Consider the following 21,337-nt stretch of genomic DNA (forward strand, 5'->3'; position numbering starts at 1 on the left):
CTCCGCTGAGCCCGGCCTTGGGCGGCGCGCTGCTCGCCGGGGGCTGGCTGGCGGCGCCGCTGATTGCCTGCGGCGTGCTCAAGATCGCCTACGACCTCGCCTTGTGGCGGAGCTTCCGGCAACACCGGATCTGAGTTGTGGTTAGCAGGGTGAATACAAGCTAACCGAAGAAATTACTTTAAGTGGAAATCAAATCTTCGCAAGCCATTGAATGCGCATGGTGCTGAAGAAAAAGCCCAATATGGCCCGGGACTTGCGTTTGTCTCTCCTTAAATACGGGCCGGGGTGCGGCCCGGCACACCAGGGGGACAGCAGACATGGGCAATCTCAACGAATTTTTCGACACCGGCCGCAACGCGCTCGATGATGTCGAGCGGCGCCTCGACATGCCGCGCCGCGAATTCCTGCAGTTCTGCGCCACGGTCGCCGCCACGCTGGGCCTGCCGGCCGGCGCCGAGGCGGCGGTGGCCCAGGCGGTGGAAGCCGCCAAGCGGCCCTCGGTGATCTGGTTGCACTTCCAGGAATGCACGGGCTGTTCAGAGTCGCTGCTGCGCGCCGAACACCCGACCCTGGAAAAGCTGATCCTCGACGTCATCTCGCTCGACTACCACGAGACCCTGATGGCCGCCGCCGGGCACCAGGCCGAAGCCGCGCGCAAGGCCGCCATGAAGGCCAACAAGGGCAAGTACGTGTTGGTGGTGGAAGGTGCGATCCCGACCAAGGCCAATGGCATCTACTGCAAGATCGGCGGCCAGACCGCGATCGACCTGCTCAAGGAATGCGCGGCCGATGCCGCCGCCGTGATCGCCATCGGTTCCTGCGCCTCCTGGGGCGGCATGCCCTCGACGATTCCCTCGATCTCGGGCGCCGACTCCAGCCCGACCGGTTCCGAGGGTGTTGCGAAAATCCTCGGCAAGGATGTGATGACCATCCCCGGTTGTCCGCCCAACCCCTACAACTTCCTTGCCGCCGTGGTGCATTTCCTCACTTTCGGCAAGCTGCCGGAACTCGACAAGTTGGGCCGGCCGAAGTTCGCCTACTCGCGCCTGATCCACGAAAACTGCGAACGCCGCGCCCACTTCGACGCCGGCCGCTTCGCCATGGAATTCGGCGACAGCGGCCACCGCCAGGGCTACTGCCTCTACAAGCTGGGCTGCAAGGGTCCGGAAACCTATGCCAACTGCTCGACGCTGGGCTTTGGCGACGCCGGCGAGAACAACTGGCCGGTCGGCTGCGGCCATCCCTGCATCGGCTGCACCGAAAAGGGTGTCGGCTTCACCAAGCCGATCCACCAGGTCGCCAAAATGCTCAACGTGACGCCGCCGCTGCAATATCCGCGCATCGTCGAAGAGCAGGGCAAGGCCGCTTCCTTCGCATCCGCCGCCGCAGTGGCGGCGGTAGCCGGCGCCGCCGCCGGTGCCGCCGTGATGCTGACCCGCAACCTGGGCCTGTCGCACGCCGCCGAGGAGGCCGAGCGTGCCAAGTCCGCCGCCAAGCAATCCGACGACAAGGCCGGAGCCTGATCATGGGTACCCGGCGCGACTTTCTGAAAGGTGTGCTGGCGGGTAGCGCGGCGGCCACCGCCGGCGCCGTGGCGAGTCCTGCCCTGGCGCGCGAAACCCGCCCGCGTCCGCCCGAAGCACTGGGCCTGCTCTACGACAGTACCCTCTGCGTCGGCTGCAAGGCCTGTGTCGCGGCCTGCAAGACGGCCAACGAAAACCCGGCCGAGTTCTCTACCCTCGACCACCTGTGGGATACGCCGCTCGACACCTCGGGCTATACCTTCAACCTGATCAAGATGTACCGCAACGGCACCATGGATGCCAAGGACCAGGAGACCAACGGCTTCGCTTTCATGAAGACGTCCTGCATGCACTGCGGCGACCCGTCCTGCGTCTCGGCCTGCCCGGTGTCGGCGATGACCAAGGACCCGGTGACCGGGGTGGTCGGCTACAACCCCGACAAGTGCATCGGCTGCCGCTACTGCGTCGCCGCCTGCCCCTTCGGCATTCCCAAGTACCAGTACGATTCCCCCACCGGCCGCATTGGCAAGTGCGAGCTGTGCCGCCATCGCCACAAGGACGGCCACTATTCGGCTTGCGCCGAGGTCTGTCCCACCGGGGCCACGCTCTTCGGCCGCACCGAGGACCTGCTGGCCGAGGCCAAGCGCCGGCTGGCCATGAAGCCGGGCGAGATGAACCGTTTTCCGCGCGGGCACCTGCGCCACGCCCAGGAAAAGGCTCTGCAGGGCAAGCCGGACGGCAAGGGCGTGATGATGCGCGCCGGCTGGCGCGACGAGCCGGACCAGAGCTATGAAACCCAGGCCGGCAAGTACCTGCAGCATGTCTATGGCGAGAAGGAATACGGCGGCACCCAGGTGCTCAAACTGTCGGGAGTGAATTTCCAGAAGCTGGGCATGCCCGACCTGCCGCCCGATGCCGCGGCGGCGATGTCGGAAACCATCCAGCACACGCTGTATGGCGGGCTGCTGATGCCCTTCGCCGTGCTCGGTGCGATGACGTTCGTCGCCAAGCGCAATGTAAAGCCGGAGGATGATGAATCCGGCAAGGAGGGGACCTGATCATGGCCAACCACAATCATGCGGCGCCCGCGCCGGTCGGCGGCAGCCTGGTCAATGCGCTTACCCTGACCTGCGGCGTGCTGATCGCCCTGATGGTGGCGATCCTGATGGTGCGCTTCCTGTTCGGCCTCGGCTCCGTCACCGCCCTCAACGATGGCTATCCCTGGGGCATCTGGGTGGTGGTCGATGTCGTCATCGGCTCGGCCTTCGCCTGCGGCGGCTTCTCGGTGGCGATGCTGGTCTACATCTTCAACAAGGGTGAATATCACCCGCTGGTGCGACCGGCGCTCCTGGCCAGTCTGTTCGGCTATACCCTGGCCGGTGCCGGCGTCATCTTCGACCTGGGGCGTCCCTGGAACGTCTGGCACATGTTCAATCCCTGGTCCATCAACCTGAATTCGGTGATGTTCGAGGTGGCGGTGTGCATCTCGCTTTACATCATCGTGATGTGGATCGAGTTCTCGCCGGTGATCCTCGAGCAGCAGGGCAAGCTCGAGCTGAAGAAGAAGGTAGGCAGGGCGATGTTCTTCATCATCGCGCTGGGCACGCTGCTGCCGATGATGCACCAATCGTCGCTGGGCACGCTGCTGGTGGTGCTCGGGGTGCAGATCCATCCGCTGTGGCAGACGCCGATCCAGCCCGCGCTCTACCTGTTGAGCGCCATCACCATGGGTTATGCGGTGGTGCTGTTCGAGTCCTGCCTGACGTCGACCGCCTACCGGCGCAAGATCGAAGGCCACCTGCTGACGCCGCTGGCGAAGATCATGCTCGGCTTCCTCGCCGTGTACCTGGTGATACGCATCGCCGACCTGGTGGTCCGCGGCGCGCTGCCCAGGGCCTTCGTGCCTTCGATCGAGGCGCTGTGCTTCTGGATCGAAATGCTGAGTTTCATTGTGCCGCTGATCCTGATCGGCGCCGAGGACAACCGCCGCAATCCGGCGCGGCTGTTCCTTGCCGGCGTGCTGCTGATGCTGGGCGGCGCCATGCTGCGCCTTAACGGCTTCCTGATCGGCTACGAGACCATCGTCGGCGATTCCGGCGGTTTCAGCTACTTCCCGACCCTGGCGGAGGTGCTGGTCACGGCCGGCATGTTCGCCCTCGAGGTTCTCGGTTACATCATCATCACCCGTCGCTTCCCGGTGCTGCCCCGGGAAGCCGCTACCCACTGAAGCACGGAGACAACCATGTCCAAGCGCGTAACGATTGATCCCATCACCCGCATCGAAGGCCACCTGCGCATCGACGTCGATGTCGATGGCGGTCGCGTCAAGAAGGCGTGGTCTTCCGGCCAGATGTGGCGTGGCGTCGAACTCATCCTGCTCGGCCGCGACCCGCGCGACGCCTGGGCCATCACCCAGCGTATCTGCGGCGTGTGCACCACGGTGCATGCGATCACCTCGGTGCGCGCGGTGGAGAATGCCCTGAACATGGAAGTGCCGCTCAATGCGCAGTACATTCGCAACCTGATCATCCTGGCCCACGCGGTGCATGACCAGATCGTGCATTTCTACCATCTCTCGGCGCTCGACTGGGTCGACGTCACCTCGGCGCTGAAGGCCGATCCGGACAAGGCCGCCGCGCTGGGCGAGAGCCTGTCCTCCTGGAGCCTCAACAACAAGCACGAAATGCGCAAGACCCATGAGCGGCTCAAGCATTTCGTCAATGGCGGCCAACTGGGGATCTTCACCAACGGCTACTGGGGCCACCCGGCGATGAAGCTTTCGCCCGAGGTCAACCTGATGGCCGTGGCCCACTACCTGCAGGCACTGGAAGTGCAGCGCAAGGCCAACAAGATCGTCTCCATCCTCGGCGCCAAGACCCCGCACATCCAGAACGTGGCCGTCGGCGGTGTGGCCAACCCGATCGCCACCGATTCGCAATCCGTGCTCACCGTCGAGCGCCTGATGGCGATCAAGGGTTTCATCGACGAGCTTTCCGACTTCGTCAAGAACGTGTACCTGATCGACGTCGCCGCCGTCGGCGCCTTCTATGCCGACTGGACGGCGATCGGCAAGGGCGTCACCAACTACCTGGCCGTGCCCGACATTCCGATGGACACCAAGGGCACGCAGTTCGCCATGCCCGGCGGCTTCATCGAGGGCGGCAACCTTTCCAGCTACAAGCCGATCAAGACTTTCGGCGACGAGTATTTCACCAAGGGCGTCGAGGAGTCGGTCAAGCATTCCTGGTACGACTATTCCAAGGGCGGCGCGCTGCACCCCTACAAGGGCGAGACCAAGCCCAACTACACCGACTTCAAGGACGACGCCAAGTATTCCTGGCTCAAGTCGCCGACCTTCTACGGCAAGGTGGCCCAGGTCGGCCCCCTGGCGCGCGTGCTCAACATGCTCGCCGCGGGCCACGAGCCGACCAAGAAATACGCCACCGCCGCGCTCGATACCGTCTCGGCGCTGGCCAAGACCAAGGTAGGCCTCGACGCCATGCACTCGACCATCGGCCGCCACGCCGCCCGCGCCGTGACGGCCGCGGTGCAGGTCGACATGCTGGCCGGGCAGTGGTCCGCGCTGGTCGAGAATATCGGCAAGGGCGATACCAAGACCTTCAACGCGCCCAAGTTCCCGAAGGACGAGGTCATGGGCGTGGGTTTCCACGAGGCCCCGCGCGGCGCGCTGTCGCACTGGGTGGTGATCGACAACGGCAAGATCAAGAACTACCAGTGCGTCGTGCCCTCGACCTGGAACGCCTGCCCGCGCAACGAGAAGGACGAGCCCGGCCCCTACGAGGCCTCGCTGCTCAACACCCCGATCGCCGACGCCGAGAAGCCGCTGGAGGTCTTGCGCACCATCCATTCCTTCGACCCCTGCATCGCCTGCGCCATCCACCTGACCGACAAGGAAAGCAATACCGCGATCAGCGTGAGGGCGGTTTGACCATGCGCGCGGTCGTCCTCGGCGTCGGCAACATCATCCTCAGCGACGAGGCCGCCGGCGTGCGCGCGGTCGAGGAGTTGCAGGCCGCCTGGTCGCTGCCGGAAAGCGTGCTGGCGATCGATGGCGGCACCTCGGGCATGGAGATGATCGAGGATTTGTCGGATCTCGATTTCCTGATCGTGCTCGACGTGGTCAAGACCGGGGCGCCGCCCGGTACCCTGGTGAAGATCGCCGGAGACGAAATCCCCGTGTTCTTCCGCCACAAGCTTTCGCCGCACCAGATCGCGCTGCCCGATGTGCTGGCCAGCCTGGAACTGCTCGACGCCATGCCGAAGGAAATCGTCGTCCTGGGCGTCGAATTCAGCTCGCTCGAACTGGGCCTGGAAATGACGCCGGCGATTGCACGCATGGTGCCGCGCCTGGCCGACCTTGCGGCCGAGGAGTTGCTTACCCGCGGTTACGGCCTGATGCCGGTGAGGAAGGTCGCCTGAAATGTGCCTCGCTGCCCCCTCGCGAGTAGTGGAGGTGCGTAACGGCGTGGCCGTCACGGAGTGCTTCGGCCAGCAGCGCGAAGTCAGCCTGTTGCTGATGGACGAGGAGATTGCCATCGGCGACTACCTGTTGATACAGGCCGGCGGTTTTGCTTTCGAACGGGTCGAAGCGACGCGAGCCGAAGAGGCCCTGGCCCTGATGCGCGAAGTGATGGAACAGGGAGGCGACGCCCGCAATTGGGGTGATGGTCTGGCGGCGGCATGAGTTTCCGGATCCATGAAGCCAGTCCCGCCGATGCGGTGGAGAATGCCTTCTTCCGCATCCAGCGCGAGCAGATGGCCGACGTGCCCATCCTCAATCCTGCCCTGTCCGTGGAAGCCGTCGATTTCCAGCGCTGGCAGGGGCACTGGCTGGGCATCGTGGTCACGCCCTGGTGCATGAGCCTCCTGCTGGTGCCGGGCAGCGCCGAAACCTGGGTTTCGACGGGTGACAACAAGCGGCGTTTCGTCAAGTTCCCGGCGGGCGATTTTGCCTTTCTCGGCAGCGCGGAAGCGGAACTCGGCGAGTACCAGAGCTGTCCCCTGTTTTCGCCGATGGGGCAATTTGCCACACAGTATGAGGCGACCATGACCGCGCGCGCCTCGCTGGTCGCGCTGCTGACCGATGCAGCCGCCGGGGAAGCGACGGTGCCTCCCCCCGCCGGACAGCCGTCGCTTTCGCGTCGACGCTTTCTGGCGATGCGTTAAGCTTGTCCTCCCACGGCAGGATCTCCGATTTCAGGAAAGGGCAGGGCAATGTCTGGCATGGCTGAATTCAATTCCGCATCCAACGCGGATACCGAGCGTGAACACGAGGTCCAGACCGGGTTGTTGCGCGAACTGTGCAAGGCTGCCGGCGCCAACGGCGACCCTGCCGTCGTCGGCGAGATACTGGCGCGACTGATTGACTACAGCCAGGCGCACTTCGCCTCGGAAGAACTGCTGATGCGCATGAAGAGCTACGACGACTACGAGGAGCACGTCGAAGACCACGCGCAGATGCTTGATGCCCTGCGCGGCATCGCCGCCGAGCACGCCCGCGGCGAAACGGCGCTGGTGGCCGGACGTGCCACGGAGACGCTGGATTTCATTGGCAAGCACATCGCCACGCGCGACCGGCGTTTCGCCGACAGCGTGCGCAATGGGCTTTGACGGCGAACGCGGGTAATGCATGAAATGGCGCTTGCCGAGGGGGTCCTGCAACTGATCGAGGATGCCGCCCGCGAACAAAACTTTGGACGGGTGACCACGGTCTGGCTGGAGATCGGGCAACTGTCAGGGGTCGAGGTCGAAGCGATGAAGTTCTGCTTCGACGCGGTGATGCGCGACAGCATCGCCGACGGCGCGACGCTGGAGATCGTCGACACGCCGGGTACCGGCTGGTGCATGGAGTGCTCGATGGCGGTGCCGATGAGCGAAGTGTTCGGCGAATGTCCGCAGTGCGGCAGCCACCAGATGCAGGTCACGGGTGGCACCGAGATGCGGGTCAAGGAACTTGAAGTCGCGTAGGCGATCGGAGAATTCAATGTGTACGACATGCGGCTGCGCCGCGGGCGAAGTGAAAATTGACGGTGACGATCCCCACCACGGGCACGAGCATGTGCATGCCGACGGTACGCGCCACAGCCACGGCCATGAGCACGAAGGCGAGCATGGCCCCGACCATCCGCACACCCATGAACACGTCCATGCCGACGGCACTCGCCACAGTCACGACCACGGCCATGAAGGCGAACATGCCCATGACCACGGCCACCGCTATGCGCCGGCGCATTCCCACGCGGTGGCCCATTCCCACGCCCCCGGCGTCAGCCAGAAGCGCATGGTGCAGATCGAGCAGGACATCCTGGCCAAGAACAACGCCTATGCCAAGCAGAACCGCGAGCGCCTGGCCGAGCGCGGCATTTTCACGCTGAACCTGGTGTCCAGCCCAGGCTCGGGCAAGACCACGCTGCTGTGCAAGACCATCGAGATGCTCAGGGGCAAGGCGTCGGTCGCCGTGATCGAAGGCGACCAGCAGACCGACCAGGATGCCGAACGCATTCGCGCCACGGGGGCGCCGGCGATCCAGATCAACACCGGCAAGGGCTGCCACCTCGACGCCCACATGGTCGGCCACGCCATGGAGAAGCTCGACCTGCGCGAGGATTCGCTGCTGATGGTGGAAAACGTCGGCAACCTGGTCTGCCCGGCGGCCTTCGACCTCGGTGAAGCGCACAAGGTGGTGATCCTCTCGGTCACCGAGGGCGAGGACAAGCCGATCAAGTACCCGGACATGTTCCGCGCTGCGACGCTGATGCTGCTCAACAAGTGCGACCTGCTGCCCTATCTCAGCTTCAAGGTCGACGCCGCGATCGAATTCGCCCGCCGCGTCAATCCGGCCATCGAGGTGATCCAGGTCTCGGCGACCACGGGGCAGGGCATGGACGAGTGGCTGAAGTGGCTGGAAGTCGGCGCCCGCGACACGGCGACGAAGAAGCTGGCGACCGTCGATGCGCTGAAGCGGCGCGTGGCCGAACTCGAAGCCAGGCTCGGCGCCCGATGACCGAGGCGGTAATTCCGCTGACTGCGCACTTCGCCGGCGCCGTGCCGGTGCTGGCGGCTGGCGCCTGGTTCAAGAACGCCTTGTGCGGCGTCAAGGGCGGTGAGGCCCGCATGTCGCGCGTGGTTGGCGACCTGAATACTCCGGAAGCCTGCATAGCCCATGAACAGGAAGCCGAGACTCTGTTGGTTTGGCTCGGCGAGCCGGTGGCGATTGCCCACGACCTGCATCCCGATTTCCATTCCTCGCGCCATGCGGCCGGCATTGCGGCGCGGCTAGGCATCACCGCCGTCCCGGTGCAGCACCACCATGCACACATCGCCGCGGTCTGCGCCGAGCATGGTGAATGCGGCCCGGTGATTGGCCTCGCGCTGGACGGCGTTGGTCTCGGCACCGACAGCACGCCCTGGGGCGGTGAACTGCTGAAGGTCGAGGGCGCGCATTTCGAGCGCCTCGGCCATCTCGCGCCCCTGGCGCTGCCCGGCGGCGATCGCGCCGCGCGCGAACCCTGGCGAATGGCGGCTGCCGTGCTGCACGACCTCGGTCGCGGCCACGAGGTGGCGGCGCGCTATCCGGGCGAACCGGGCGTCCCCACGGTGCTGGCGATGCTGGAAAAGAAGCTGAACTGCCCGCGCACCTCGAGCGCCGGCCGCCTGTTCGACGCCGCTTCCGGCCTGCTCGGGCTTTGCCTGAAAATGGACATGGACGCCGAAGCGGCGATCAAGCTGGAGCAGGCGGCCACGCGGCGCATCGAGGCCGAAGGCTGGCCGCAAGCGATGGCCGATGGCTGGCGTCTCGACGATGGCGTGCTCGACCTGCGCCCGCTGCTGGGTGAACTCGCCGGCCAGCGCGATGCGGAGCAGGGCGCGGCCCTGTTCCATGCGACGCTGGTGGCGGCGCTCAGCGAGTGGACGCAGCGTGCCTGTGTATCGGCGGGAATCGAAACCGTGGCGCTTGGCGGGGGCTGCTTCTTCAACCGTCTGTTGTCGGCCGGCCTGCGTCGCGATTTGGAAGCTCTTGGACTGCGCATGCTGGCGCCGATCAAGCTGGTGCCCGGTGATGCGGGGCTGGCGCTGGGGCAGGCGTGGGTTGCGCTTCACTCGCTGGAGAGCCGATGAAAACATTCGCGGATTTGGCGCTGGCGCGGGATCTGGAGGGTGGGGTGTTCTACTCCGCTCATGTCATCCGTCGTCGCCCTTCGGGCTCCTCGCCCCACGGCTTGCCCTGCATGGCAAGCCGGCTGCGGCAGCGCGGAGCAGTGCTCCGCGAAACCCTGCCTACGCCCTTCTTTACTTCGCTGCGCAGAACACCCCACCCTCCAGATCCGGTGACGTTGTTGCTGTGCGACGGTTGCACGGCAAGGGCGTATTCCGCCAAGGGGGATGGGTGGCCGACGCAGCGAGGTAAAGGGGGAGAGTCGGGCGAAGCCCGGCTCGGAGGACACGAGCAGCGGCGGTCACCCATCCCCCTTGGCGTGCTCTGAGGAAACTAATATGTGTTTGGCACTTCCAGTAAAAGTAATAGAAGTCGGCGCCAATGACACGGCGATAGTGGACCTGGGCGGTGTACGGAAAGAAATTTCACTGGCGTTACTGTCAGACGTGCAGGTTGGCGACTACGTGATCCTGCATGTCGGCTATGCGCTGACCAAACTCGATCCTGAAGAGGCCGAGAAGACCCTGGCGCTGTTTGCCGAAATGAACGCGGAAGCCGGCGCGGCCTCGTGAAATACATCGACGAATTTCGCGATGGCGAACTGGCGAGGAATCTCGGTGCCAGTATTGCCGCCACGGTCCAGCCCGGGCGCAACTACAGCTTCATGGAATTCTGCGGCGGACATACCCATGCGATTTCGCGTTATGGCTTGAGCGACCTGCTGCCGCCCACGGTGCGCATGGTGCATGGTCCCGGCTGCCCGGTCTGCGTGCTGCCCATCGGTCGCGTCGACCTGGCGATCCGGCTGGCGCTGGAGCGGGGCGTGATCCTGTGCACCTACGGCGATACGCTGCGCGTACCGGCTTCCGACGGGCTTTCGCTGATGAAGGCGAAAGCGCGCGGCGGCGATATCCGCATGGTGTATTCGACCATCGACGCGCTGCAGATCGCCCGCGACAATCCGGATTGCGAAGTGGTGTTCTTCGCCATCGGCTTCGAGACCACCACGCCGCCGACGGCGGTGGCGATCCAGCAGGCCGATGCCGAAGGGCTGAAGAATTTCAGCGTGCTCTGCTGCCACGTGCTGACGCCTTCGGCGATCAGCAACATCCTCGAATCGCCGGAAGTGCGGCAATGGGGCACGGTGCCGCTCGACGGCTTCATCGGCCCGGCCCATGTGTCCACCGTGATCGGCAGCCGGCCCTACGAATTCTTCGCCGAGGAATACCGCAAGCCCGTGGTCATCGCCGGCTTCGAGCCGCTGGACGTGATGCAGGCCATCCTGATGCTGGTGCGCCAGGTCAATGAAGGGCGCGCCGCGGTCGAGAACGAGTTCGCCCGCGCCGTGACGCGCGACGGCAACCTCAAGGCGCAGGACCGCGTCGCCGATGTCTTCGAACTGCGCCGCGAATTCGAGTGGCGCGGCTTGTCGGTCGTGCCCTATTCGGCGCTGCGCATCCGCCAGCGTTACGCTGCCTTCGACGCGGAGCGCCGCTTCAATCTGGACTACCGCTCGGTGCCGGACAACAAGGCCTGCGAATGTGGCGCGATACTCCGTGGCGTCAAGCGCCCGCAGGACTGCAAGATATTTGGCACCGTGTGCACGCCCGAGAATCCGATCGGCTCCTGCATGGTGAGCTCGGAGGGCGCCTGCGCCGCGCACTACAGCTACGGACGATACAAGGACATGCACTGATGGGCGAGGTCAAGAGGGGCTACGTGCGGCCACTGGACTTGAAGCACGGCTGCGTCGACCTGACGCACGGCTCGGGTGGGCGCTCGATGGTGCAGCTAATTTCCGAGCTCTTCGCCAAACACCTCGGCAACGAATACCTTGGACAGGGCAACGACGGCGCCGTGCTGCCGGCGCCGACTTTCAGGGGGCGCCCCGGACGCCTGGTGATGTCCACCGATTCGCATGTCGTCTCGCCGCTGTTTTTCCCCGGCGGCGACATCGGCTGCCTCTCGGTGCATGGCACGGTGAACGACGTGGCCGTGATGGGTGCCACGCCGCTCTACCTGTCGGCCGGATTCATCCTCGAGGAGGGCTTTCCGCTGGGCGACCTGGCGCGCATCGTCGAGTCCATGGCCGCCGCCGCGAAAGAGGCCGGCATGCCGGTGGTGACCGGCGACACCAAGGTGGTCGAGCGCGGCAAGGGCGACGGCGTCTTCATCACCACCACGGGCGTTGGCGTGCTGCCCGACGGCCTCGAGCTCGGTGGCAGCCGCGCGCGGCCGGGCGACGTGATCCTGGTTTCCGGCTCGCTGGGCGACCACGGCGTCGCCATCATGAGCAAGCGCGAGAACCTGACCTTCGAAGCGACCATCGAATCCGACACCGCGGCCCTGAACGGTCTGATCGCCGCGATGTTGGCCACCGGCGCCGGCCTGCGCTGCCTGCGCGATCCCACGCGCGGCGGGCTGGCGGCGACGCTCAACGAAATCGCCGGGCAGTCGGGCGTCGGCATGATGCTCTACGAGAAGGCGATCCCGGTGAAACCGGTGGTCGCCGCGGCCTGCGAATTCCTCGGCCTCGACCCGCTCTATGTCGCCAACGAAGGCAAGTTGGTGGTGATCTGCGATGCGCCCGATGCCGAACTGCTGCTCAACGCCATGCGCGCCCATCCGCTGGGGCGCGACGCCTGCTACATTGGCGACGTGATCGCCGACGACCACCATTTCGTGCAGATGACAACCACGTTTGGCGGCAAACGCATCGTCGATTGGCTGGCGGGCGACCAGTTGCCCCGCATTTGCTGAGTGGCCTGCCGATGCGCATCCTGCTCCTGACCCACGCCTTCAACAGCCTGACGCAGCGGCTGGGTGCGGCATTGCAGGGGTGTGGACACGAGATATCGATCGAGTTCGACATCGCCGACAGCGTCGCCGAGGAGGCCGTGGCGCTGTTCAGACCCGACCTGATCGTCGCGCCCTACCTGCGCCGCGCGATCCCCGCTTCGATCTGGCGGCGGCATGTGTGCCTGGTCGTGCATCCCGGCATCGTCGGCGATCGCGGTCCATCTGCGCTTGACTGGGCCTTGCTGGAAGGCGCGGCGGAGTGGGGCGTGACAGTGCTGCAGGCGGAAGCCGAGATGGATGCCGGGCCGGTCTGGGCCACGGCGAAGTTTTCGCTGCGCGCGGCGAAGAAATCCAGCATCTATCGCAACGAGGTGACGCAGGCGGCGGTGACGGCCGTGCTGCAGGCCGTCGAGCGTTACGCGGCGCACGAACTGCCGACGCCGCTGGCCGACTGGCCCGGCGCGCGCGGCCGCCTGCGGCCGCTGATGACGCAGACTGAGCGCGCTATCGACTGGCAGCAGGACGACAGCGCCACCGTGCTGCGCAAGATCGACGCCGCCGACGGCTTTCCCGGCGTCGCCGACAGCCTTTTCGGCATTCCCTGCCAGATCTTCGATGCCTGGCCGGAGGCGCGTTTGCATGGTGGGCCGGACGCCGCCCCGGGCGATGTCGTGGCCCGGCGCGAGACGGCGCTGTTGCGGCGCACCCGCGACGGTGCGATCTGGATCGGCCATGCCAGACGCGAAGGAGATTTCAAGCTGCCGGCGACGCTGGCCTTTGCCGCCGAGGCCGCGCAGTTGCCCGACGCGCCGCTGGCCGGCTGGGCACGCGCCGACCACGCCACCTGGCAGGACATCGCCTGGGAAGAATCGGGTAGTGACGAAAATGCGGTGGGCTTCCTGCATTTCGAGTTCTATAACGGCGCGATGTCCACCGCGCAGTGCCGTCGCTTGCGCGAAGCCCTGGCCTGGGCCAAGGCGCGCCCGGTGCGCGTGATCGTCTTGCAGGGCGGTGCCGACTTCTGGTCCAATGGCATCCACCTCAACGTGATCGAGGCGGCGAGCCTCAACGACGGATCGCCGGCCGACGAATCCTGGCACAACATCAACGCGATGAACGACCTGGCCCTGGAACTCATCGACAGCGGCAAACAGATCACCATCGCCGCGCTGGGGGGCAATGCCGGCGCCGGCGGCTGCTTCCTGGCGCGTGCCGCCGACCTGGTGTGGGCGCGCGACGGCGTGATGCTGAACCCGCACTACAAGAACATGGGCAACCTCTACGGCTCGGAATACTGGACCTACCTGCTGCCGCGCCGCGTCGGCGACCAGGGCGCGCGCGACATCATGCGCAACCGCCAGCCGCTGACCGCGCAGGCCGCGGTCGGGACCGGCTTCAGCGATGCCTGCCTGGCCGGCGATGCCGCGGCCTTCCGCACCGACGTGGCGCGGCGCGCCATGGAGATCGCATCGGCCCCGGACCTGAACGAACGCCTTGCCGCGAAGCGCGAGCGCCGCGCCAGGGACGAAGCGGAAAAGCCACTCGCCGCCTACCGCGCGGAGGAACTGGCGCAGATGCGGCGCAACTTCTACGGCTTCGACCCGAGCTACCATGTCGCGCGCCACCATTTCGTGCGCAAGTCGCTGGCATCTTGGACCCCGCGCCATCTGGCGCGGCACCGCGACCTCGGCTGGACCGTTCCCGAATGAGAACGCCTGCGCCACTTTCCGTGCTGGTGGTCGATGACGAGCCGCGCTCGCTGGAGACCCTGCGCCGCACGCTGGAAGAGGACTTCACGGTGTTCACCGCCGCATCGGCCGAGGATGGCGAAGCCGTCATGGCGCGCGAGTTCGTGCACATCGTGCTGTCCGACCAGCGCATGCCCGGCACCCAGGGCGTCGAGTTCCTGCGCCGCGTGCGCAGCCAGTGGCCGGACACGGTGCGGCTGATCCTGTCCGGTTACACCGATGCCGAGGACATCATCGCCGGCATCAACCAGGCGGGCATCTGGCAATACCTGCTCAAGCCCTGGCATCCCGAGCAATTGCTGCTGACGCTGAAGAGCGCGGCCGACTTGTGGCGCCTGCAGCAGGAAAACCAGCGCCTGTCGCTCGATCTGCGCGACAGCCCGGAATTGCTGGTACAGCGCGTCGCCAGCCGGCGTGGCACGCTCAAGGCGCGCTCGGGCTTCGACCGCCTCGCCCGTGCCGCCGACAGTCCGCTCAATGCCGTCTGCGAACTGGCGCGGAAGATCGCTGGGCACGAACTGTCGGTGCTGATCACCGGCGAATCTGGCACCGGCAAGGAGCTGCTGGCCCGCGCGATCCATTTTTCCAGCGACCGTGCGCAGCGTCCCTTCGTCGTCGAGAACTGCGGTGCGCTGCCCGATACCCTGCTCGAAGCCGAGCTCTTCGGCCACAAGAAGGGCGCCTTCACCGGCGCCCATGAAGACCGGATCGGCCTGTTCCAGCAGGCCGACGGCGGCACGCTGTTCCTCGACGAGATCGGCGACACGTCGCCGGCCTTCCAGGTCAAGCTGTTGCGCGCCCTGCAGGAAGGCGAGGTGCGTCCGGTGGGCAGCGCGCGCACCGTGCCGGTGGACGTGCGCATCATTGCCGCGACCAACCGCGACCTGGAGGCCGATGTCGCCAGCGGGCGCTTCCGCCGCGACCTGTACTACCGCATCGCCGGCATCGGCCTGCACATGCCCTGCCTGCGCGAACGGCCGCAGGATATCCCGCTGATCGTCGGCGGTCTTTTCAAAGAGTCGGCGCTGGCCGGACGGCGATTTTCCGACGCGGCGCTGAAGACCTTGCTGGCCTATCACTGGCCCGGAAATGTGCGCGAACTGCAGAACGAAGTCATGCGCGCGCTGGCGCTGGCGGAGGGCCACCTGCTCGACGCGGAGCTGCTGTCGCCGCGCCTGCGTGTGGCGAAGGTCATGTCCGGCGCGAGCTTCGCGGTCGATGGCGAAAGCGGCACGCTCAAGGACCGGTTGGACCGGCTCGAGGGGCAGGTGATCGCCGCGACCATGGAACGGCACAAGGGCAACAAGACGCGCGTCGCCGAGGAACTGGGCCTGACCCGCGTCGGCCTGCGCATGAAGCTTGCGCGCCTTGGTCTCGATGGAGATGCCGAATGAATCTGCTCTGGCTCCAGTCGGGCGGTTGCGGCGGTTGCACCCTGTCCTGGCTGGGCAGCGAGCAGGGCCCGCTGTTCCGCCTGCTGGCGGACGAGGGCATCGAGATCCTGTGGCATCCGAGCCTGTCCGAGGCCTGCCTGGATGACGCGCGCGAACTGATCGCGCGCTGTGCCGACGGCAGGGAATCGGTCGATGTGCTGTGCGTTGAAGGCTCCCTGCTGCGCGGGCCGCGCGGCAGCGGCGGCTTTCATCGCTTCGGCGGTGGCGCCAGACCGATGATCGACTGGATCAAGCAGATCGCCGGGCGCGCGAAGCATGTCGTCGCCATCGGCAGTTGCTCGGCCTGGGGCGGCATTACCGCGGCGGGCATGAACCCGACCGATGCCTGCGGCCTGCAGTACGACGGCGAAATGGCCGGCGGCCTGCTCGGGCCCGAGTTTCGCGACCCGAGCGGCCTGCCGGTGATCAACGTCGCCGGTTGTCCGCCGCATCCGGACTGGATGACAGAGACGCTGGCGGCACTGGCACATGGGCGTCTCGGCGCGGCCCAGCTCGATGACTACGGCCGGCCGCGCTTCTATGCCGACCAACTGGTGCACCACGGCTGTCCTCGCAACGAGTACTACGAATTCAAGGCCAGCGCCCAGAAACATTCCGACCAGGGCTGCCTCATGGAGCATCTGGGGTGTGCCGGTACCCAGGCCCATGCCGATTGCAACCAGCGGCTGTGGAACGGCGAAGGTTCCTGCCTGCGCGGCGGCTACGCCTGCATCCGCTGCACCGAGCCGGGCTTCGAGGAACCTGGCCACGCCTTCGAAACCACGCCCAAGGTAGCCGGCATCCCCATCGGCCTGCCGGCCGACATGCCCAAGGCCTGGTTCATCGCGCTCGCCGCCCTGTCGAAATCGGCAACGCCGGCGCGTGTGCGCGAGAACGCCACGGCCGACCACCAGCTGCGCGCGCCGTCGGTCAAGCGCAATAAAAAATGACCCGTCGCATTGTCGGCCCCTTCAATCGCGTCGAGGGCGACCTTGAGGTCACGCTCGACATCGACGCCGGGCAGGTAGCAGCGGCCTATGTCAATTCGCCGCTGTATCGCGGCTTCGAACAAATCCTGCAAGGCAAGCTGCCGGCCGATGCGCTGGTGCTGGTGCCGCGCATCTGCGGCATCTGCTCGGTGGCGCAATCGGCCGCCGCCGCGCTGGCGCTGGCCGATGCGGCGGGCATCGCGCCGCCGGCCAACGGCCGCCTGTCCGCAAACCTGACGCTGGCGGCGGAAAACATGGCCGACCACTTCACGCATTTCTACCTGTTCTTCATGCCTGACTTCGCCCGTGCGGAATATAAAAGTCGGCGCTGGCACCACGGCGCCGCGGAGCGCTTCCGCGCCACGGTCGGCACCGCGGTCAACGAAGTGCTGCCGGGGCGCGCCCGCTTCATGCAGGCGATGGGCCTCCTCGCCGGCAAGTGGCCTCACACGCTGGCGGTGCAGCCGGGCGGCTCGACGCGGCCGCTGCAGAGTTCCGAGGTCTTCCGCCTGCATCGCATCGTCCGCGAATTCCGCGCCTTCCTCGAAAGCGTCACCTTCGGCGCCCGTCTGGAGGTGATCGCGGCGATTTCGAGCCGTGGCGAACTCGAATCCTGGGCCGCATCCGGTCAGGGCGGCGACTTGCGAAGCTTCCTCGCGATCGCCGCCGACCTCGACCTCTGGCGACTCGGGCGCGGTACCGACCGCTACATGAGTTACGGTTGCTACGACGAAGGCGGTCGTCGGTTGTTCCCGGCCGGCGTGTGGCACGGCGCGCCATGTGCGCTGGATGCCGCCCTGATCGACGAGGACACCAGCCACGCCTGGTACGCCGCCACCGGACAGGCCCAGCCACCAGCCGAGGGCAGCACGCTGCCGGTGGCCGAGAAGGAGGGAGCCTATTCGTGGTGCAAGGCACCGCGCCTGGGCGGCCAGGTGGTGGAAACCGGCGCACTGGCGCGGCAGATGGTGGCGGGGCATCCGCTGGCGCGCGACATGGTCGCCCGCGACGGCGGCAGCGTCGCCGCCCGCGTTGTCGCCCGCCTGCTGGAGCTGGCCCTGGTGCTGCCGGCGATGGAACGCTGGCTCGGTGAATTGGTGCCCGGTGAACCCTGGTGCATCACGGCGGGGCTGGCGGACGAAACCTCCGGCACAGGCCTCGTCGAGGCTGCGCGAGGTTCGCTGGGTCACTGGCTGACGGTGCGCCGCGGCCGCATCCACAATTACCAGATCATCGCCCCGACCACCTGGAATTTCTCGCCGCGCGACTCGGGGGGCCAGCCCGGCGCTCTCGAACAGGCGCTGGCCGGCCTGCCGGCCGATCCAGCCGCGCCGCTGCCGGCGGCCATTCACCACGTGGTTCGCAGCTTCGATCCGTGCATGGTCTGCACGGTGCATTGATCCGCTATACGCGGCCCGACTGGACTTCCTCACGCAAGCGCGCCAGCGCCTGCAGCAGTTCGTCGCGCGGAGCGTACAGATCTGAAAACTGCCTGCGTGCCGCTTCCCTGTCCTCGCGCGCGAGTCGATCGATCTCGCAACCCACCGCATGCACACGCTCGTGAGCCTGCTCGACGTGTTGAAAACTGGCGTAGCTGCCATAGCGATCGCGGCCGGACAGGTCCAGCCAGTGCCCGAAACGGCAAGCGTGCGGGTCCAATGGTGGCGACGGGGCGGTGTGGCCCGGGGGTGACTTGATCGTGGCCTCCAGTTGCGAGGTCCAGCACAGGTGATCGATTTCGACGGTCAGCAACGGCAGATCCTCGCGCGGCCATATCGGTACGTCGCGCCATTCCGGCGGTTGCCGCCAGGCGGCGATCCAGGACGGAAGTTCTCCCGCCGGCATGGGGCGGGCGATGGCATAGCCCTGGGCCAGCTCGCAGCCGAGCTGCAACAGGAGGCGGCCATGGCGAATCGACTCGACGCCCTCGGCAATGACGTTGCGCCTGAAGGCGGCGGCGAGGCCGACGATGCTATCGACGATGGAGAGGTCGTCCGGGTCGGCCAGCATGTCGCGGATGAAGGACTGGTCGATTTTCAGGGTATCGGCACGCAGCTGCTTCAGGTAGGAGAGTGACGAGTAGCCGGTGCCGAAGTCGTCGATGGCAAAGCTGATACCCAGTGCCCTGCAATCCTCGATCACGCGCGACACCTTGGCGAGGTCATCGAGTGCGGTTGTCTCGAGGACTTCCAGTTCCAGTCGATGCGCTGCGACGGCCGGGTGGCGCGCAAGAAGTTCGCGCAGGTTTTCCACGAAGCCATCGGTGTGCAACTGCTCGGCGGCGATGTTTACGCTGAGCTTCAGGTCGCGGTTGCCCATGCTCCAGGCTTCGTACTGGCGTATCGCATTGCTCAGTATCCACCCTCCCAGCGGCGCATGCAGGCCCACCAGTTCAACCGTCGACATGAATTCGCCCGGATCGAGCAAGCCGCGCTCCGGGTGCTGCCAGCGGACAAGTGCTTCCGCGCCGACGACCTGCCCGCTGCGCATGTTGACCTGAGGCTGGAAGTACAGGACCAACTGGTCTTTGCCCATGGCATCCTGCACGGCCCTGCGCGATTCGCGCCGCATTTCGGAAATGCGGTCGTGCTCGGCGTCGAACAGGGTAAACCGATTCCTGCCTCCCTGCTTGGCCAGGTACATGGCCTGGTCGGCATGGCGCAGCAGCATGTCCGGATCGTCGCCGTCCAGCGGATACAGGGTGACACCCATGCTGCAAGAGACGCGTGCCTCGCCCTCTCTGAGGAAAAAGGGACGTACCATGGCGTCGCGTATGCGTTCGAGCGCGATTTCGCATTCCTCGAAACTGGTCAGGCTGCCCAGCAGCAGCACGAATTCGTCGCCGCCCATTCGGCTGACCGTGTCGCCGGCCCTGACGCGGGCCTGCAGGCGGCGGGAGGCTTCGACCAGCAAGGTGTCGCCGGCGGCGTGGCCCCAGGTGTCGTTGATCGCCTTGAATTCATCCAGGTCCAGATAGCAGACCGCCAGCAGCTTTTCGGAACGGCGGGCCTGGGCGATTGCCTGGTACAGCCGATCGGACAGCATGCGCCGGTTGGGCAAGCCGGTCAGTGTATCGAAGTAGGCCATTTGCTCGAGGCGCTTCTGCGATTCGCGCAGCGCGCTGACGTCGCTCGACAAGCCGATGAAATGCCGGATTCTTCCGCGCCTGTCGCGCACGGCGGAAATGCTGGTCTGCTGCACGTATAGCGACCCGTCCTTGCGGCGATTGACCAGTTCGCCGCGCCAGAAACCGGTTCGCAGGAGGTTATCCCACATCTCCCGATAGAACTCCGGACGCTGCTCTCCGGAAGAAAGGAAGCGCGGATTGCGTCCCAGCACCTCGTCTCGGGAGTATCCGGTCAAGGCGAGGAAGGTGTCGTTGGCATCGATCACCGCGCCGCTCGAATCGGTGATCATGATGCCCTCCTGCGCGTGTTCGAAGACGCCGGCGGCAAGTTGCAGGCGCTCCTTGCTGCGACGCAAGGCGGTATTGCTGACCGCGATGTACCAGAGCGCGGCCAGCAGTAGCGAGATGATCGACGCGGCGGCGAGGAACAGCGGCTTGCCGTAACGCGCAATGGCGTCGGACAGTTCGACTGGCAGGTCGGCATACGGCTCGAGGCGGAATTCGAGGAACAGGTCGTGGATGCTCTGGTAATTCTGCGGCAGGGTCCAGCCGTGGATGCCGGCGGCGCGCGCCGCCGGATGTTCAGGGCGCATGTCGAGCAGCGCTATCAGCAGGTCGCGCGCGAGTTCCTCGGAAACATGATCGAGTCGTGCAAATGGCCACTGCGGATAGAGTTGGGTACTGTGCTGGTAGGGAAAATTGGCGGTCTGGCGGGGGCTGATCACCTGCAATCGGGACGGATCCAGCGCTCCGGCCGCGGTCAGGTTCTCGATCAGGTCGGAGCGGATGAATCCGGCGTCCGCCGTTCCGTCGAGCACGCTTTCGATGACATTGTCTTGGCTCCGCAACTCGATTACGCCGCCCAGGTCGCGTGCCAGTTCGATGCCGGCATGGCGGGCTTCGCGCAGGTGCACCTGCCAGCCGCCGAAGCCCTTGACGTCCGGCACCGCGACCCGCTTGCCGCGCAGGTCGGCATAGGTCTTCAGGTCGTCGCGACCGGCACGGGCTATGGCCACGCCGCCGAAGCGGCCCACCGGCCCTTGCGGCCCGGCGGTGCGCATGGTCGCGATGTGCGAGATGCGACCACCGGATTCGAGTGCGACATAGTGACCGCTGTTGGTGATGGCGAGGTCGATCCGACGCTGCGCGATGGCCGGACCGAATTCGTCCAAGGTCAGCGGCACGATGCTGAAGCGGCGAGGCGCCAGCTTGCTTTCAAGGAATTCGGCGTGGGCCTGCCACTCCGCGCGCGCGCGTTCCGGGCCGCGAAATGCCAGTACCCCGATGCGCAGGGGTTCGGCGGCAACAGGCGCTCCCCCGGGCTGCGCGGCGAATGCAGGTCCGGCCTGCTGCAAGATGCAGAATACCAGCCCCAGGCGACGCAGGCTGGTGGTCAGGACAGGGAAATCAGGCATTGCGCCATCCTACCCGATCGGAATGGCGCCGCACCAGCCCGACGATGCCGAACCTGCTCCCGCTGGCGACCGTGATGCGCGGATCGTGTACACTGACGGCGGACTTCATGCTTCAATAATTCATTGC

The 21,337-nt window shown here is 66.1% G+C and carries 19 protein-coding genes; 18 read left to right on the plus strand and 1 reads right to left on the minus strand.

All coding sequences use genetic code 11. The features are described from left to right. Positions 1 to 317 precede the first annotated feature (317 nt). From J0M27_RS14635 to J0M27_RS14720, 18 genes are all read left to right on the plus strand, one after another. Complete coding sequence (locus J0M27_RS14635) at positions 318 to 1,523, plus strand: hydrogenase small subunit (protein WP_294993144.1); 1,206 nt, start codon at positions 318 to 320, stop codon at positions 1,521 to 1,523. Between the two features lie 2 nt (positions 1,524 to 1,525). Then, positions 1,526 to 2,581, plus strand: a complete 1,056-nt coding sequence (hybA, locus tag J0M27_RS14640; protein WP_294993146.1) for a hydrogenase 2 operon protein HybA — start codon at positions 1,526 to 1,528, stop codon at positions 2,579 to 2,581. 2 nt (positions 2,582 to 2,583) lie between these two features. Then, positions 2,584 to 3,750: a Ni/Fe-hydrogenase cytochrome b subunit gene (gene hybB / locus J0M27_RS14645; RefSeq protein ID WP_294993148.1), complete on the plus strand. Its 1,167-nt coding sequence runs from the start codon at positions 2,584 to 2,586 to the stop codon at positions 3,748 to 3,750. A 15-nt stretch (positions 3,751 to 3,765) separates the two neighbouring features. Next, complete coding sequence (locus J0M27_RS14650) at positions 3,766 to 5,472, plus strand: nickel-dependent hydrogenase large subunit (protein ID WP_294993151.1); 1,707 nt, start codon at positions 3,766 to 3,768, stop codon at positions 5,470 to 5,472. Between the two features lie 2 nt (positions 5,473 to 5,474). Beyond that, the gene (locus tag J0M27_RS14655; protein WP_294993154.1) at positions 5,475 to 5,963 is read left to right on the plus strand and encodes a HyaD/HybD family hydrogenase maturation endopeptidase; all 489 of its coding nucleotides are present in this window, start codon (positions 5,475 to 5,477) and stop codon (positions 5,961 to 5,963) included. Between the two features lies 1 nt (position 5,964). Then, a complete protein-coding gene (locus J0M27_RS14660) occupies positions 5,965 to 6,228 on the plus strand; it encodes a HypC/HybG/HupF family hydrogenase formation chaperone (RefSeq protein ID WP_294993157.1) in 264 nt (87 codons plus the stop codon). Continuing rightward, complete coding sequence (gene hybE, locus J0M27_RS14665) at positions 6,225 to 6,710, plus strand: [NiFe]-hydrogenase assembly chaperone HybE (RefSeq protein ID WP_294993159.1); 486 nt, start codon at positions 6,225 to 6,227, stop codon at positions 6,708 to 6,710. Before J0M27_RS14660 ends, hybE begins: the two co-directional genes overlap by 4 nt. A 57-nt stretch (positions 6,711 to 6,767) precedes the next feature. Next, the gene (locus J0M27_RS14670) at positions 6,768 to 7,154 is read left to right on the plus strand and encodes a hemerythrin family protein (RefSeq protein ID WP_294993161.1); all 387 of its coding nucleotides are present in this window, start codon (positions 6,768 to 6,770) and stop codon (positions 7,152 to 7,154) included. Between the two features lie 15 nt (positions 7,155 to 7,169). Continuing rightward, positions 7,170 to 7,511 (plus strand): hydrogenase maturation nickel metallochaperone HypA, encoded by a 342-nt coding sequence (gene hypA, locus J0M27_RS14675; RefSeq protein ID WP_294993164.1) that lies wholly within the window; start codon positions 7,170 to 7,172, stop codon positions 7,509 to 7,511. A 16-nt stretch (positions 7,512 to 7,527) separates the two neighbouring features. Continuing rightward, complete coding sequence (hypB, locus tag J0M27_RS14680; RefSeq protein ID WP_294993166.1) at positions 7,528 to 8,547, plus strand: hydrogenase nickel incorporation protein HypB; 1,020 nt, start codon at positions 7,528 to 7,530, stop codon at positions 8,545 to 8,547. Next, a complete protein-coding gene (locus J0M27_RS14685) occupies positions 8,544 to 9,662 on the plus strand; it encodes a carbamoyltransferase HypF (protein ID WP_294993169.1) in 1,119 nt (372 codons plus the stop codon). Before hypB ends, J0M27_RS14685 begins: the two co-directional genes overlap by 4 nt. Positions 9,663 to 10,037: 375 nt before the next feature. Continuing rightward, positions 10,038 to 10,271 carry a HypC/HybG/HupF family hydrogenase formation chaperone gene (locus tag J0M27_RS14690; protein WP_294993172.1) on the plus strand — a complete coding sequence of 78 codons (234 nt, stop codon included), beginning with the start codon at positions 10,038 to 10,040 and terminating at the stop codon, positions 10,269 to 10,271. Next, positions 10,268 to 11,395, plus strand: coding sequence for a hydrogenase formation protein HypD (gene hypD / locus J0M27_RS14695; protein WP_294993174.1), 1,128 nt, complete (start codon positions 10,268 to 10,270; stop codon positions 11,393 to 11,395). Before J0M27_RS14690 ends, hypD begins: the two co-directional genes overlap by 4 nt. Next, on the plus strand, positions 11,395 to 12,459 hold the full coding sequence (gene hypE, locus J0M27_RS14700; protein ID WP_294993177.1) for a hydrogenase expression/formation protein HypE: 1,065 nt from the start codon (positions 11,395 to 11,397) through the stop codon (positions 12,457 to 12,459). Before hypD ends, hypE begins: the two co-directional genes overlap by 1 nt. 11 nt (positions 12,460 to 12,470) lie before the next feature. Further along, positions 12,471 to 14,207, plus strand: coding sequence for a hydrogenase maturation protein (locus J0M27_RS14705; protein WP_294993178.1), 1,737 nt, complete (start codon positions 12,471 to 12,473; stop codon positions 14,205 to 14,207). After that, complete coding sequence (locus tag J0M27_RS14710; RefSeq protein WP_294993180.1) at positions 14,204 to 15,640, plus strand: sigma-54 dependent transcriptional regulator; 1,437 nt, start codon at positions 14,204 to 14,206, stop codon at positions 15,638 to 15,640. The genes J0M27_RS14705 and J0M27_RS14710 overlap by 4 nt, the downstream gene beginning before the upstream one ends. Next, positions 15,637 to 16,629 (plus strand): HupU protein, encoded by a 993-nt coding sequence (locus J0M27_RS14715; protein WP_294993182.1) that lies wholly within the window; start codon positions 15,637 to 15,639, stop codon positions 16,627 to 16,629. The genes J0M27_RS14710 and J0M27_RS14715 overlap by 4 nt, the downstream gene beginning before the upstream one ends. Beyond that, positions 16,626 to 18,068, plus strand: a complete 1,443-nt coding sequence (locus tag J0M27_RS14720; protein ID WP_294993184.1) for a nickel-dependent hydrogenase large subunit — start codon at positions 16,626 to 16,628, stop codon at positions 18,066 to 18,068. The genes J0M27_RS14715 and J0M27_RS14720 overlap by 4 nt, the downstream gene beginning before the upstream one ends. A gap of 4 nt (positions 18,069 to 18,072) precedes the next feature. Here J0M27_RS14720 and J0M27_RS14725 read toward each other — a convergent pair whose 3' ends face one another. After that, positions 18,073 to 21,210, minus strand: a complete 3,138-nt coding sequence (locus J0M27_RS14725) for an EAL domain-containing protein (RefSeq protein WP_294993187.1) — start codon at positions 21,208 to 21,210, stop codon at positions 18,073 to 18,075. Between the last annotated feature and the right edge of the window lie 127 nt (positions 21,211 to 21,337).

The organism is Sulfuritalea sp. (assembly GCF_017302275.1).
Taxonomy (GTDB): Bacteria; Pseudomonadota; Gammaproteobacteria; order Burkholderiales; family Rhodocyclaceae; genus Sulfuritalea.